Origin of the sequence: Saccharothrix mutabilis subsp. mutabilis, assembly GCF_039521145.1 — a bacterium.
GTDB lineage: Bacteria > Actinomycetota > Actinomycetes > Mycobacteriales > Pseudonocardiaceae > Actinosynnema > Actinosynnema mutabilis.
On record NZ_BAAABU010000003.1, the window covers coordinates 252609 to 266084 of the forward strand.

The 13476-nt window shown below is 70.7% G+C and carries 10 protein-coding genes; 6 read left to right on the plus strand and 4 right to left on the minus strand.

All coding sequences use genetic code 11. The annotated features are described in order from the left end of the window. Positions 1-4: 4 nt before the first annotated feature. On the plus strand, positions 5-865 hold the full coding sequence (locus ABD126_RS08870; protein ID WP_343933215.1) for an SCO6745 family protein: 861 nt from the start codon (positions 5-7) through the stop codon (positions 863-865). A 67-nt stretch (positions 866-932) separates the two neighbouring features. Then, on the plus strand, positions 933-1895 hold the full coding sequence (locus ABD126_RS08875) for a tetratricopeptide repeat protein (RefSeq protein WP_343933216.1): 963 nt from the start codon (positions 933-935) through the stop codon (positions 1893-1895). Positions 1896-1945: 50 nt separating this feature from the next. Here ABD126_RS08875 and ABD126_RS08880 read toward each other — a convergent pair whose 3' ends face one another. After that, complete coding sequence (locus tag ABD126_RS08880) at positions 1946-3385, minus strand: neutral zinc metallopeptidase (RefSeq protein ID WP_343933217.1); 1440 nt, start codon at positions 3383-3385, stop codon at positions 1946-1948. Positions 3386-3506: 121 nt separating this feature from the next. Further along, positions 3507-4880 (minus strand): neutral zinc metallopeptidase, encoded by a 1374-nt coding sequence (locus ABD126_RS08885; protein WP_343933218.1) that lies wholly within the window; start codon positions 4878-4880, stop codon positions 3507-3509. Between the two features lie 165 nt (positions 4881-5045). Between ABD126_RS08885 and ABD126_RS08890 the strand changes: the two genes are divergently transcribed. The 3 genes from ABD126_RS08890 (at position 5046) to ABD126_RS08900 (ending at position 8547) form a co-directional block, all read left to right on the plus strand. Continuing rightward, positions 5046-6605 carry a discoidin domain-containing protein gene (locus ABD126_RS08890; RefSeq protein ID WP_343933219.1) on the plus strand — a complete coding sequence of 520 codons (1560 nt, stop codon included), beginning with the start codon at positions 5046-5048 and terminating at the stop codon, positions 6603-6605. Continuing rightward, on the plus strand, positions 6605-7804 hold the full coding sequence (locus ABD126_RS08895; protein ID WP_343933220.1) for an MFS transporter: 1200 nt from the start codon (positions 6605-6607) through the stop codon (positions 7802-7804). The genes ABD126_RS08890 and ABD126_RS08895 overlap by 1 nt, the downstream gene beginning before the upstream one ends. Positions 7805-8022: 218 nt before the next feature. Then, the gene (locus tag ABD126_RS08900) at positions 8023-8547 is read left to right on the plus strand and encodes a TolB-like translocation protein (protein WP_343933221.1); all 525 of its coding nucleotides are present in this window, start codon (positions 8023-8025) and stop codon (positions 8545-8547) included. Between the two features lie 634 nt (positions 8548-9181). On the opposite strand, the gene ABD126_RS08905 is transcribed toward ABD126_RS08900, so the two are convergent. Continuing rightward, the gene (locus tag ABD126_RS08905; RefSeq protein WP_343933222.1) at positions 9182-9958 is read right to left on the minus strand and encodes a thioesterase II family protein; all 777 of its coding nucleotides are present in this window, start codon (positions 9956-9958) and stop codon (positions 9182-9184) included. Then, positions 9951-11192 carry a cytochrome P450 gene (locus ABD126_RS08910; protein ID WP_343933223.1) on the minus strand — a complete coding sequence of 414 codons (1242 nt, stop codon included), beginning with the start codon at positions 11190-11192 and terminating at the stop codon, positions 9951-9953. Before ABD126_RS08910 ends, ABD126_RS08905 begins: the two co-directional genes overlap by 8 nt. Positions 11193-11766: 574 nt before the next feature. Between ABD126_RS08910 and ABD126_RS08915 the strand changes: the two genes are divergently transcribed. Continuing rightward, positions 11767-13437 (plus strand): condensation domain-containing protein, encoded by a 1671-nt coding sequence (locus ABD126_RS08915; protein WP_343933224.1) that lies wholly within the window; start codon positions 11767-11769, stop codon positions 13435-13437. The last annotated feature ends 39 nt before the right edge of the window (positions 13438-13476 follow it).

Sequence of the window (13476 nt, forward strand, 5' to 3'; positions counted from 1 at the left end):
CCGCATGGACCCCCGTGCCCTGTGGCTGCGCTTCGAGACCTACCACGACGTCACGTACTTCACGCCGGAGTCCCGCGCGGTGACCGACGCGCTGGGCTGCAAGGGCGGCTGGATGGGCTACTTCGGCATGCGGGCGGCGCCGCTGGGCGCGGCGGCCCCGCAGACCGTGACGGCCGCGTTCTACAGCTTCCACCCCCGCAAGGTGGGCCGCGCGCTGCCCGACGCGTGGGAGGTGGCGTCGCCGGAACGCTTCCTCGCCGCCCGGCTGGAGGGCGTGGACGGGGCGTTGCGCCGGATGCTGCCCACCCTGGACGTCGGCGAGGCGGCCGAGCTGGCGCTGCGGGCGGCGGCTGCCGCGCCGACGGCCGGACGGGTCATGGGAGCGGCCAACGCCGCCCTGCCGGTGCCCGACGAACCGCATCTCGCGCTCTGGCAGGCGTGCACGACCCTGCGCGAGTCACGCGGGGACGGGCACGTCGCCGCGCTCGTCGCGGCGGACCTGACGCCCTGCGAGACGCTGGTGCTCTTCGGCGCGGACAAGGGGCTGGACGCGTCCTACCTGCGGGAAGCGCGCGGGTGGTCCGAGGAGGAATGGGCCGCGGCGGAACGCTCGCTCGCCGAGCGGGGGCTGTTCGACGCCAACCTGACGCCGACCGGCCTCACCCCCGCCGGCCGGGCGCTGCGCGAGGACGTGGAACGCCGGACCGACGCCGCCGCGGCCCGCCCGTGGCAGGCGCTCGGCGCGGCGGACACCGCCCGCTTCGCCGACCTCATGACCCCGCTCGCGCTGGCGCTGGGGCGGCAGAACGACGCCATGCGGCGCAACCCGATGGCGATCGACCCGGTGGCCCAGCTGGCGGGGTGACGACGGTCGCGGGCGCGTCCGGCCGGGCTGCCGTCGCGACCGGCCGGCGCCGTGCCAGGATGGGAGCGTGACAAGGCCAGACCCTCGCAAGTCCGCAGCACTGTCCGCCGCGCTCTCCGGGGCGGTCGACCTCGGCGCGCTGAAGGCCCGGGCCGACGCCGCCCGCCAGCGCGCCGCCACACCGCCCTCCGCCGCCGGCGCTCCGGCCGCCGAGGGGCCCAGCCCGTGGGTGCTCGACGTCACCGAGGCCACCTTCCAGTCGGTCGTCGAACGCTCGCTGGACGTCCCGGTCGTGGTCGAGCTGACCGCGTCCTGGAGCCCGGAGGCGGGCCAGTTGTCGCCGGTGCTGGAGAAGGCCGCCCGCGCGGCCGGCGGCGCGTGGCTGCTCGCCCGGGTCGACCTCGACGTGAGCCCGCGGGTGGGCCAGGTGTTCGGCGTGCAGTCGGTGCCGACCGTGGTCGCCGTGGCCGCCGGCCAGCCGGTGGACGCCTTCGCGGGTCCCCTGCCCGAAGCCGAGTTCACCCAGTGGATCAACCGCCTGCTCGACGCGCTGCGCGACCGCCTGCCCGGCATCCGCGCCGCCGAGGCCGGCCGGACCGGCGAGCCCGTCGCCGAGCCGGAGGACGAGCGCTTCACCGCCGCCGAGGACGCGTTCGAACGCGGTGACTTCGCCGCCGCCGAGGCCGCCTACGCGGCGATCCTGGCCACCGAGCCCGGCAACGCCGAGGCCAAGGCCGCCCTCGCCCAGGTCCGGTTCACCGCGCGCGCGGAGGGCCTGAGCCCGGACGTCGTGGCCAAGGCCGACGCCAACCCGGACGACCTGGACGCCCAGCTGGCGGCGGCCGACGTCGAGCTGGCCACCCAGGAAGTGGAACGCGCCTTCAAGCGGTTGGTGGACACCGTGCGGCGCGTCTACGGCGACGACCGCGACCGGGTCCGGGAGCACCTGGTGGGCCTGTTCGAGCTGTTCCCGCCGGACGACGAGCGCGTCACCAAGGCGCGCCGCAACCTCGCCAGCGCCCTTTACTGACCCCTCCCCGCCGTGGGCGCCGCCGTCGTGGCGCCCACGGCCGCCAGGGCCTACTCGGAGTACTTCCGGGTGCAGAGCCCGCTGCCGTCGAAGAACCCGTCCCGGAACGCCTCCACGCGGGCGAACCCGGACGGCACGACGGTCCCGTTGACGTCCGCCGCGATCAGGCTCCGGTCGGCGAGCAGCTCCGCCACCGCCTCGTCCAGGTCGCCCGAGGACAGCCGCAGCTTGGCCTTCGCGTCGGTCGTCGTGCCCGCCCACGCGCCGGTCAGGCAGGCGGTCCGGAGACCGGCCGCGGGCCCCTCCAACGGGTAGCCGGTGGCCTTCTGGATGGACAGCGCGAACCGCGAGGCGATCTCCGCGAACGCCGCGAAGTCGCCGATCCCGCCCTTCTGGCCGCGCTTGGGCGGGGTGCCGATCTTCACCAGGTCCGGCAGGTCGATGCCGACCGTGTTGGTGGCCGGGCAGTAGGTCGCCGGCGAGGTCACCTTGGCGTCCGTGCAGGCCACGTCGCCCTGCTTGAACGTGGGCGGGGTGGCGCCGCTCTGGTTGAAGGCGTCGCGGAGGCTCTCTTCGAGCAGTTGCAGGTACTTGCGGTCGTCGACCTTCAGGTTGCCCTTGCCCTGGCCGGTGTCCACGTCCTGCGAGTCGAACTTCTGCTGGGTGATGCGCTCCTTGATCTCCTGCTCGTCGATCTGCGCGCACCGCTTCGGGTCGCCCGCGAACCCGAACTGGAAGGCCGCCACCCGGTCGAACGCGCTGCCGTGCGCGCCCTGCTTCTCGGCGGACGTGCCGGCCGCGTCGCGGATGAAGAACATGGTCGCGAGCACCTGGTTCAGGCCGGGACCGGTGGAGATGCGGAAGTGCTTGGACTTGCCCTCGGCCACCCAGCGGAAGAAGTTGCCCGCGTAGCAGTCGGCCTGCTGCTCCTTGATGATCGACGGCGTGCCCTGGTTGACGCCGCCCTGCGCGCCGAGCTTGTACTGCACGGCGTGGCCCATCTCGTGCGCCAGCACGGTGACCACGGACATCGGGCCGAACGCGTCGTCCAGCATGGGGAGCAGGTCGCCGCGGTCCCAGGCGATGCTGTCGTCCAACGAGCAGTAGAACGCGTTGGCGACCCCGGCGGTGTTGGTCCGGCAGATCTCCACGCCCGCGCCGGTCGAGTCGTAGGACACCAGGCGCTTGACCGGCTCGAACTTCTTGCCGGCGAAGTGCTCGGGCATCTTCTCGGCCCAGTACTCCTCGACGTCGGCGAGGGTGTTGACGGCGAGCCGGTCCATCTCGCCGCCGTCGGCGTTCTCCACGCGCAGGTCGGCGTCGGGCACCCCGGGCTTGGGCCCGCTCTCGCCGGTGGTGATCTCCAGCCCGGCCACCTTGGTGACGTCGGGCTTCACCGCCTTGGGGACCCCGTCCACCGCCTGCGCGCACGCACTGGTCAACGCCGAGACCAGGACGAGCGCCGAAACCCCCACCAGCCGCCGACCCATCCCACGCCCCATCCACCGCCGAGCCGAACCACGAGCCATCCGCCCGAACCCTACTCAACGAGCCCGAGCCGCCGTGGCGGAACCACACCGACCACCCTCAACGCCGAAGCGGACCGAACGGTCAGAACCCGCAGGCCGTCACGCCGGTGAAGACGCCGTTGCGGAAGACGTCGACCCGCTTGAACCCCGGATCGACGGCGTTCTTCCCGGACGCGTCCCGGGCCGCGAAGTCGTAGGCCAGCAACACCTGCACGGCCTCGTCCAGGTCGCCGGGCGACAACCCGAACCCCTGCTGCCGCGTGAACACCTCGCGCGTGTAGGCCCCGGCCAGGCACAGCGCGCCCTCCGCCGCCTCGGTCCCCTCGACCTTGAGACCGGCCGCCGACCGCGCCGCCAACCCGTACCGGCTGGCCAGCAGCACACCCGTGGCGTAGTCGCCGATCCGGGCGTGCAGCTCCGGCAGGTCCTCCGCCACGTCGACCTCGACCGACTTGTCCGCCGGGCAGAACGCCACCGGCCCCTGGTCGCCCGAGCACGTCGGCTCCTCGCGGACCGTGGTGGCCCGGGGCTCGGTCCAGGTCTTGCCCTTGGCGCCCACCAGCGCCTTGTAGTAGTTGTTCAGGTCCGGCGCGATGGCGTCCAGCATCTCGTCGAACGGCAGGTTCCCGCCCCGCTCGCGGTCGTCCAGGCTGGTGAACGCCTGCTGCGTGAACGGCCGGTTCTGCACGGTCATCGCCGCGCAGAACTTCGCGTCCTTCAGGTAGCCGTCCTGGAAGGCCGACACCCGGTCGAACGCGTTGCCGTGGGCGGAGCTGTCCTCCGCCGACGTGCCGACCGGGTCGCGGAACGTGATCAGCGCGCCCAGGGCCGAGTCCAGCGTGTCCGTGCCGATGTCCAGGTGCTCGGACCTGCCGTCGTTGACCCACTTGATGAACGCGCCGGCGAAGCAGTCGGCCATCGCCTCGGTGAGGATGGTCGGGTACTTGTCCGGGTCGCGCCGCTCGGCCTCGGGGGTGATGCCCATGCGCCGCTGCACGGCGTGGCCCATCTCGTGGGCCAGCACGATCACCACGGCCGCGTCGCCGAACCGGTCCTTGAGCACCGGCAGCAACGCCGCCCGGTCCCACGCGATGGCGTCCGCGCTCGGGCAGTAGAACGCGTTGCCCTCCACGTCGCTGGCCTTCTCCGTGCACGGCGGCGGCTTGGCGGCCGGGTCGGCGGTGTCCACGGAGTAGATGCCGCCCTCGATGGGCTGCCACTTCTCGCCGAAGGTGGCCGGGAAGGTCTCCTGCCAGAACTCGTCCACGTCGGTGATCGCGGTGGCCGCGAGCTGGTCGATGGGCCCGCCGTCGGTGCCGCGGATGAACCCGGTGTCCACCGCGCCCCCGGTCACGACCTTGCCCGCGACCGGTCGCCCGTCGACCAGTTGGGTGCACCCCGAGGCCACCAGGGCCACCGCCACGAGCAGGACCAGCCGAGCCGATGCGCGCCGCATCGGACCATTGTGCAGCCTCTCCACCCCTAAGGGGTCGGTTACGGCACTTCCCGGTCGCACCGTTGACACCCCCGTTCGGCTGCGGCTAGCCTCCGTAATCGTAAACAACCTTTACGATTAACCGGAACCTTTCGGACCGCCGCCCCGGACCGCGAGGAGACCCCCGTGCGCCGAGTCGCACCCTTCGCCGCGGCTGCGGCGCTGCTGCTGGCCATACCGCTGACGGCCGCCAGCGCCCCCGCCGACGTCCTGCTCTCGCAGGGCAGGCCCACCACCACGTCCTCGATCGAGGACCCGACCCTGGCCGGGCAGTTCGCCGTCGACGGCCGCTCCGACACCCGCTGGGCCAGCGCGCCCGGCCTCGACCCCCAGTGGCTCACCGTCGACCTCGGCGGCGCGGCCGAGGTCCACCAGGTGCTCGTGCACTGGGAGACCGCGTACGCGAGCCAGTACAAGGTCCAGCTCTCCACCGACGGCTCGGCGTGGACCGACATCAGCGGCCGGACCACCGGCGACGGCGCCACCGACACCCACAGCGGGCTCAACGCCACCGGCCGCTACCTGCGCGTCCTCGGCACCCAGCGGGCCACCGAGTGGGGCTACTCGATCTGGGAGTTGGAGGTGTTCGGCGTCCGCGGCAGCAGCGACACCACCCCGCCGAGCGCGCCCACCGGCCTCCAGGTCACCGGCACCACCGCCAACAGCGCGTCCCTGGCCTGGGCGCCGGCCACGGACAACGTCGGCGTCACCGGCTACGACGTCCTGCGGGGTGGCGTCGTCGTCGGCACGACCACCACCACCTCCTACACCGACACCGGCCTGGCCCCCACCACCGGCTACGACTACACCGTCCGGGCCCGCGACGCCGCCGGCAACGCCTCCGCGCCGAGCAACCAGGTCCGCGCCACCACCGGCGCCGGCAGCGGCTCGTTCGTCGTCGCCGCCGCGGGCGACATCGCCGAGCAGTGCACGGCGAGCGACCCGAACTGCGTCCACCCCAAGACCGCCCGGCTCGTCGAGCAGATGAACCCGGTCGCGGTGATCACCATGGGCGACAACCAGTACGACGACGCCCACCTGTCGGACTTCCGGAACTACTACGACACCACGTGGGGCCGGTTCAAGGCCAAGACCAAGCCCACGCCCGGCAACCACGAGACCTACTCCAGCCCGCCGCTGGCCGGCTACAAGGGCTACTTCGGCTCCATCGCCACCCCGCAGGGCAACACGTACTACTCGTGGGACCACGGCAACTGGCACTTCATCGCCCTGGACTCCAACCAGTCCAGTTCGTCCGGCTCGGCGCAGCTGGAGTGGCTCAAGCGCGACCTGGCGGCCAACACCCGCGGCTGCGTCGCCGCGTACTTCCACCACCCGCGGTGGAGTTCCGGCAGCCACGGCAACAACACCAGCGTCACCAACCTGTGGAACACGCTGGTGGCCAACAAGGCCGACCTCGTCCTGGGCGGCCACGACCACCACTACGAGCGGTTCAAGCCGCTGAACGCGTCCGGCAAGGAGGACGCGAACGGCACCCGCTCGGTCATCGGCGGAGGCGGCGGCGCGCCGCTCTACAAGGTGTCGGCGAACCCGGCCATCACCGAGTTCGCCCGCTCCACGCACGGCGTGCTCAAGCTGACCCTGACCGACACCACCTACTCCTGGCAGTTCCTGGGCCTGGACGGCAAGCCGGTCGACAGCACCCCGACCTACACCTGCCACTGATGTACATCGCGACCGCACGGCAGGGAGCGGTCACCGGCGGACGGGGCCGGGTCGCGGGGAACGTCCTCGCGCTCGGCCTCGTCAGCCTGGTCACCGACGTCTCGTCGGAGATGGTGACCGCGGTGCTGCCCCTGTACTTCGTGGTGGCCCTGGGCCTGAGCCCGTTCCAGTTCGGCGTCCTGGACGGCCTCTACTCGGGCGTCACGGCCGTGGTGAGACTCCTGGGCGGCCACGTCGCCGACCGCCGGCAGCGCCGCAAAGCGGTGGCCCTGACCGGCTACGGCCTGTCCGCGGTGGCCAAACTCGGCTTCCTGACCGCCGCGTCCCCCGTGGCTCTGGGCGGCGTCCTGGCAGTAGACCGCACCGGCAAAGGCCTGCGTACGGCCCCAAGAGACGCCCTGATCTCCCTGAGCAGCACCCCGGAAACCCTGGGACGAGCATTCGGCGTCCACCGCTCAATGGACACCATCGGCGCCTTCCTGGGCCCCCTAGCAGCGATGTTCGTCCTCTGGGCAAGCCTGGGCGACTACAACGCCGTCTTCGTGACCAGCTTCTGCATAGCAACCCTGGGCGTGGTCCTCCTGGCAGTACTGGTCAAAGACAACCAATCGAAACCAACCCCTCGCCCACCCTTGAAAACCCTCTGGCACGGCCCCTTCCGCCGCACAGTGGGCTGGGCGGCCTTGCTAGCTGCCGTAGTAGTAGGCGACGGCTTCCTCTACCTGATCCTGCAACAACAACTGAAACTGGACCCCGTCGTCTTTCCCCTCCTGCCCCTGGGCACCGCAGCCGTTTACCTGCTCCTCTCCATCCCGTTGGGCCGCCTGGCGGACCGCCTGGGCAGATGGCCCGTCTACATAGCCGGCCACGTGGCCCTCGCGGCGGCCTTCACCCTCCTCCTGACCCCGCACACGAACGTGTTCGCGGTCCTGGCCCTGCACGGCCTGTTCTACGCAGCCACCGACGGCGTCCTGATGGCCGCCGCAAGCCCTTTGCTACCCGCCGAACTGCGCACCAGCGGCTTGGCGGTCCTGCAAACGGGCCAGGCGTTGGCGAAACTGGTGTCTTCTGTCCTGTTTGGAGCGTTGTGGACGATCTGGGGAATGCAGACGGCAGTGCTCACGTCACTGGCCGCTCTGGGACTCGTACTCGTAGGCGCCTGCGTGCTACGGCCGTTGTCGCAGTCGCAGCCCTCCTGATCGCGTGCGCGGTCACCTACGTCCTGCACGCACGCGGAAGAACAGCCGAAGCCAAATCCTGCGACCGACACTCACAAGCGAAGAACACCACAGCCTGCCTGACCTCCCTACCAGGCGTGCCCCCCATGGCAGAACTAAAAGTCACCACCAACGGAATACAACAAACCCACGCGATCCCAGGAATCCCCAGCCGCCTCCAGGTGTCAAGATCGGGCAGAATGGTGTCCTGGACGGTCTTCGTCTCCGGCGACTCCTACAACACGGCAGGCTTCTCCACCCGAACCGGCATCCTGGACACCGCCACGGACGAGATCCGGAAGTCAATCGAAGACATCCCCTTGACGATCAACAACTCCCGCTACTACGCCCCCGATCTCAACTTCTGGGGCATAACCTTCGCCCAAGACGACACCACCTTCTACGCCACGGCGGCCAGCAACAACCAAACCCACCTGATCAAGGCGGACTATGGAACCTGGGAAGCAACCGCCCTGAAAACCAACGTGGAATGCCCCTCCCTATCCCCGGACAACACCCGCCTGGCCTTCAAGAAACGAGTCTCACCCGGCCCCTGGCGCCTGCACGTCCTGGACCTGACAACAATGACCGAAACCCCACTGGCGGAAACCAGAAGCGTAGACGACCAGGCAACCTGGCCGAACAACGACACAGTCGCCTACACCCTGGACAAACAGCCGTGGCAACTCCCCGCCAACGGCACAGGCACCCCCACAAAACCCTAAGCAACCACAAACGCCGCTTTCGGCGCGCAGCGCCGACCGGGCAGTCCACCGGAGGGGACACAACCCAAGCCGGGCTTCTTGCTTGTGTCATCTCCGTATGGCCCGCCCGAAGGGCTACCACATTTTCCCGGGGTTGGGCCAAAAAGTTTTGCGAGGAACGAGCAAAAGTTTTTCGACCAGCCCCGGGAAAATGTGGTCGGCTTTGCCGGGTCATGCGGAGATGACACAAGCAAGAAGCCCCCGCTTTGGCAGTTGTGTCCATCTTCGGTGGCTCGCCCGCCGGCGAGGCTCTTTTACGCTTTGAACTTGCGCTGTCGCTCTCAAGCCCACGCTTCGCGGGTGTAAACGCAACGCGCTCCGCGCTGACTGAGGATGAACGCGCTTCGCGCTTGAGAGCGCTTCGCGCACGCGCGAAGCGCTCTAAGGATAAAAGCGGCCGGGAGGCCTCCAGTGGGGGGAAGGGCCTGCGCGTTCCCCACCGCATGACCTGGCGGAGCCAACCACACTTTTCGGGGGTCGGTCGAAAAACTTTGCTCGTTCCTCGCAAACTTTTTGGCCCGACCCCCGAAAACTGTGGTAGCCCTTCGGGCAGGTCATACGGTGGGGAACACGAAGGCCCCTTGTGGCTGGTAGCTCAGCCGCCGCTGCGCGGCGGAGGGCCTGGCGTGGCCAGGCCCTCTCTTATTCGGTTCAGTACGTGGGTTGTGCCTTCCGGTGTGAAGAAGTGTCCGCCCTTCACCACCTCGTGCGTGAACGGTCCGGATGTTTCCTCGCTCCACGCCGCCATCCGCTCGGCCGAGGCTTCCACGTCGTCCGCGCCCGAGAACACGTGCAGCGGCACGGTCAGCGCCGGCCGTGGCGGAGCACCCGCGGTCGCCACCACCGTCAGGTCCGCCCGCAGCGCGGGCAGGAACAGTTCCAGCAGGTCCGGGCGTTCGAAGACGATCGGCGGCGTCCCGCCCAGGTCCCGCAGGTACTGCACCAGTCCGTCGTCCGACTCGTCCCAGCCCCGCACCCGCGTCATCAACGCCGGTGCCGCGCTCGACGCGACGAACAGGGACAACGGGTCGGGGCCGCCCAGCGCGCGCAGCGCGTGTGCCAGGAACAGCGACACCCGCGCGCCCATGCTGTGCCCGTAGAACGCGAAAGGCGTGTCCAACACGGGCGAAAGGACGTCCACCAGTTCGGCCACCAGCGGACCCATGCGGTCGTGGGGTTGCTCGTCCAGGCGCGTGTCCCGGCCCGGTAGCTGCACCGCCACCAGGGAAACGTCCTCGGGCAGTCGCTCGGGCCAGTCGCGGAACATCGAGGCCGTGCCGCCCGCGTAGTGGAAGCACACCAACCGGACCCGACCCGTCGTCGGGCCGAACCAGCGCAAGGCCCGCTCGCGGCGGGTCAGCAGGTCAGGCACGGCGCTTCGCCGTGATCGGCACGTGCTTGTAGCCGGACACGAAGTTCGAGACCAGGCGTTCCGGCTTGCCCGCCGGCGCGAAGTCCTCGTACTGGGCCAGCAGTTCCTCGAACAGCGTGCGCAAGGTCACCCGCGCCACGCTGTGGCCGACGCAGTAGTGCGGGCCGATGCCGAAGGCCAGGTGCTTGTTGGGCTTGCGCCGGATGTCGAACGTCTCCGCGTTCGGGAACTCCGCCTCGTCCCGGTTCGCCGCGCCCAGCCACACCACCACCGCCTCACCCTCGGCGATCGGGGTGTCGCGCACGACGACGTCCTGGGTGGCGTAGCGCAGCATGTGGTTGACCGGGGACGCCCAGCGCAGGGCCTCCTCCACCGCGGTGACGCCGACCTCGGGGTCGGCCGCCCACTGCGGCAGCACGTCGGTCTCGATGAACTCGGCCATCACGTAGTTCGGGGCGTGCGGGGTGGTGACGTTGGCGCCGAGCAACAGGCTGTAGCAGTTCGACACGATCTCCGCCGAGGACATGTGCCGGCCCTCGAACCGGGTGTTGATCAGCACGCTGATCAGGTCGTCGCCGGCGTTCTCGCGGCGGAACCGGACCAGGTCCTGGAAGTAGGCGAACAGCTCGCGGTGCGCCATGTGCAGGGTCGCGTCGCGGCTGCCCTCGTCCTGGTACTCCGGGTCGTCGGCCGCGATGCAGATCGTGGTCAGCCGGCTCAGCCACGGCCAGTCCTGCTGCGGCAGGCCCATCATCGTGCCGGTGACCGACATCGGCATGGCCAGCATCGCCTGGCCCCAGTCGAACACGCCGCCGTCGCCGATCGGGGCGATCAGGTCGCCGACCAGCTCGCGGATGGTGTCGCGCTGCCGGTCCACCGCCTTGACCGCCAGGGCCTTCTTCAACCGCGCCTGCATGATGGTGTGCCGGGGCGGGTCGGTGACCGCGAGCTGCTGGCCGCCCGCCGGGTCGTCCATGCCGAGCAGTTCCAGCATGGTGCCGCGCTCGGAGGTGAACAGGTGCGTGTTGCGCAGCACGAAATCGGTTTCCTTGAAGTGCACGACGTTCCAGAAACCGCGTTCGTCGTCGACCTGGCGCCAGCTCAACCCGTCCTGCGCGCGCAGCTCCCGCCACACCGCGTGCGCGTCGCCGTCGCTGTAGAGGTGGGGGTCGACCAGGTCGGTGTCGGCGGCGTGCACCGGGCAGCCGGAAACGGTCGCGTTGTGGACGGGCATGACCGGTGTCCTCATCGTTCGGGAGACAGCCATCCGGCGGACTCCTGGTCGGTGGGCGGTCGGCGACAGGGCCGGAGCGGGGTTTGGGCCGCGCACGCCGCTAATGGCCCCGCCGAATCGGCGGGTGCCCCGGACGTGCGATTGTCGAGGTCATTCACCGCTCGTCGGTGAGCGGTGGTCGGTGAATGTGAACGGTGCGGGCCGCACTGCTACGGACAAGTGTCGGACGCAGCCGCTTCGACCACCGCGTGGACCACCGCGCGAACCCCCCGAATGAACACCCCGGAACGAACTCCCCAGAACTAACTCCCCAGTCCCCTCGCCGCGGGCTCGACACGTGGTCGTGCCCCACGGCAAGCCAGTCAAGCACCACGTTCGCGAAATCGTCAACCGCGCCGGGTTCGGTACCGAAGTGTGGACGTCCAAATAGGACTTGAATTGCCGAAGCAGTGCGCTTGACGGAACTCGGCGGCCGTGCCTACGGTCCATTCGGCGGCTCCGGGAAGGAGCTTGCGAGGGGGCACCGGGGCCATTCTCGCCCAGGTGGAATCCATTGGGGGAACTCATGCGATCGATGCCGGATGCGCGCGCCCTGGCGGCGGTCGGCGCCTGGCACCCGGCGACACCCACGCAGCAGGGCCTGTGGATTCTGGACCGGGTCGAACGACTGCGGCCCAGCTACCTGCTGCCGACGGTGCTGGAATTCACCGGACCGGTCGACTGCGAAACGCTGACCGCGGCCGTGACCCGCGCGATGGGCCGCCACCCGGCGTTGCGCTCGCGGTTCCGGCTCGACGCCGCCGCGCGGCGGGTGGAGTACCGCACCGACGGACCGCCGCCCGAGGTCGGGTTCACCGACGCCGAGGCCGACGGCTGGACCGCCGACGAGGTCGAGCGCCTGGTGGAAGCCCTGTGCTACACGCCGTTCGAGCTGGCCGAGGAGGCCCCGGCGCGGGCCGAGGTGATCCGCCTGGACGCCGAGCGGACGCTGCTCGTCCTGACGGTGCACCACATCGTGTTCGACGGCGTGTCCCGGCAGCTGCTCGTGCAGGAGATCGGCGCCACCTACCGGGCCTTCGCCCGCGGCGCGCAACCGGAGCTGACCACCCCGCCGCACCCGGCGCTGGTGCAGGACGGCCCGGCCGACGACGAAGGGCTCGCCGAGCGGGTCGCGGGCGTGGTGGACCGGCTGCGCGGCGCGCCGACGACGGTCGCGCTGCCCTACGACGGCGACCCGGAGGACCCCGAGCTGTCGCTGATCGGCGCCACGGCGGAGACCCTGCTGGACGCCGACGTCACCGAAGCCGTCCTGGGAGTGTCCACACAGGAGGGTTGCACCGCGTTCATGACCGGTGTGGCGCTGCTGGCGGCGACGTTCGCCCGCACCACCGGGCAGACCGACTTCCTGTTCGCCGTGGTCTGGCCCGGCCGCGACGACCCGGCCGCCGCCGACGTGATCGGCATGTTCATGACCACGCTGGTGCTGCGCGTGCGGCTCGACGCCGACACCACCTGGCGGGAACTGCTGCGCACCGCCCGCACCGCGGGCATGGAGACCTTCATCGACTCGGACGTGCCGCTGGACGCGATCGCCGCCGCGCTGGACCCCGACCGCGACCTGGCCCGCCCGCCCCTGACCCCGGTCCTGGTCAACCTGGCCGAACCGGCGCAACCGCTGGAACTGGCGCCCGGCGTGGTCGGCCGGTTCCAGCCGCTGCACCCCGAGTACAGCAAGTGGGACCTGGCGCTGTTCGTCCGCGTGGACACCTCCACCGGGCGCGACCGGCTCGAACTGTCCCTGAACCACCCGGCGGAGCTGTTCACCGCGGCCACGACCGACAGGGTCCTGGCCGACCTGCGCCGAAGCGCCGCCGACCTCGCACGCGACCCGGAGGACAAAGTGCTGAACCAGCCCGCTGCCGACCAGACCGACCTGGACGACCCCGCCGCCCGGTTGGGCCTCGTGCGGTCGATCTGGCAGGAGGTCCTGGACACCGAGCACGTCGACGACGACGTGAGCTTCTTCGACGCGGGCGGCGACTCGCTGCGGCTGGTGATCCTGGTCGAGCGGCTCAGCCAGGCCTCCGGCCGCCCGCTGCGCACCGTGGACCTGTTCCGCGCCGGCACCGTGCGCGGCCAGGCCGAGCTGCTCGCCGCGCCCGCCGAGACCACCTCGGGGGGCCGCGGGAGCAGCCGCGACCGCCTGCTCGGCGCGGTCCGCGACCGCCGCACCGACCGGAGCTGACCCGCCGCCCGCCGCCCGGCGCGAACCGGGGCGGCGGTG

What these genes read in the sequence shown, in the direction of transcription:
- ABD126_RS08870 (WP_343933215.1), top strand. Translation starts at nt 5, where the DNA reads ATGGACCCCCGTGCCCTGTGGCTGCGCTTCGAGACCTACCACGACGTC.
- ABD126_RS08880 (WP_343933217.1), bottom strand. Translation starts at nt 3,385, where the DNA reads ATGGGTCGGCGGCTGGTGGGGGTTTCGGCGCTCGTCCTGGTCTCGGCG.
- ABD126_RS08885 (WP_343933218.1), bottom strand. Translation starts at nt 4,880, where the DNA reads ATGCGGCGCGCATCGGCTCGGCTGGTCCTGCTCGTGGCGGTGGCCCTG.
- ABD126_RS08895 (WP_343933220.1), top strand. Translation starts at nt 6,605, where the DNA reads ATGTACATCGCGACCGCACGGCAGGGAGCGGTCACCGGCGGACGGGGC.
- ABD126_RS08900 (WP_343933221.1), top strand. Translation starts at nt 8,023, where the DNA reads ATGGTGTCCTGGACGGTCTTCGTCTCCGGCGACTCCTACAACACGGCA.
- ABD126_RS08910 (WP_343933223.1), bottom strand. Translation starts at nt 11,192, where the DNA reads ATGCCCGTCCACAACGCGACCGTTTCCGGCTGCCCGGTGCACGCCGCC.
- ABD126_RS08915 (WP_343933224.1), top strand. Translation starts at nt 11,767, where the DNA reads ATGCCGGATGCGCGCGCCCTGGCGGCGGTCGGCGCCTGGCACCCGGCG.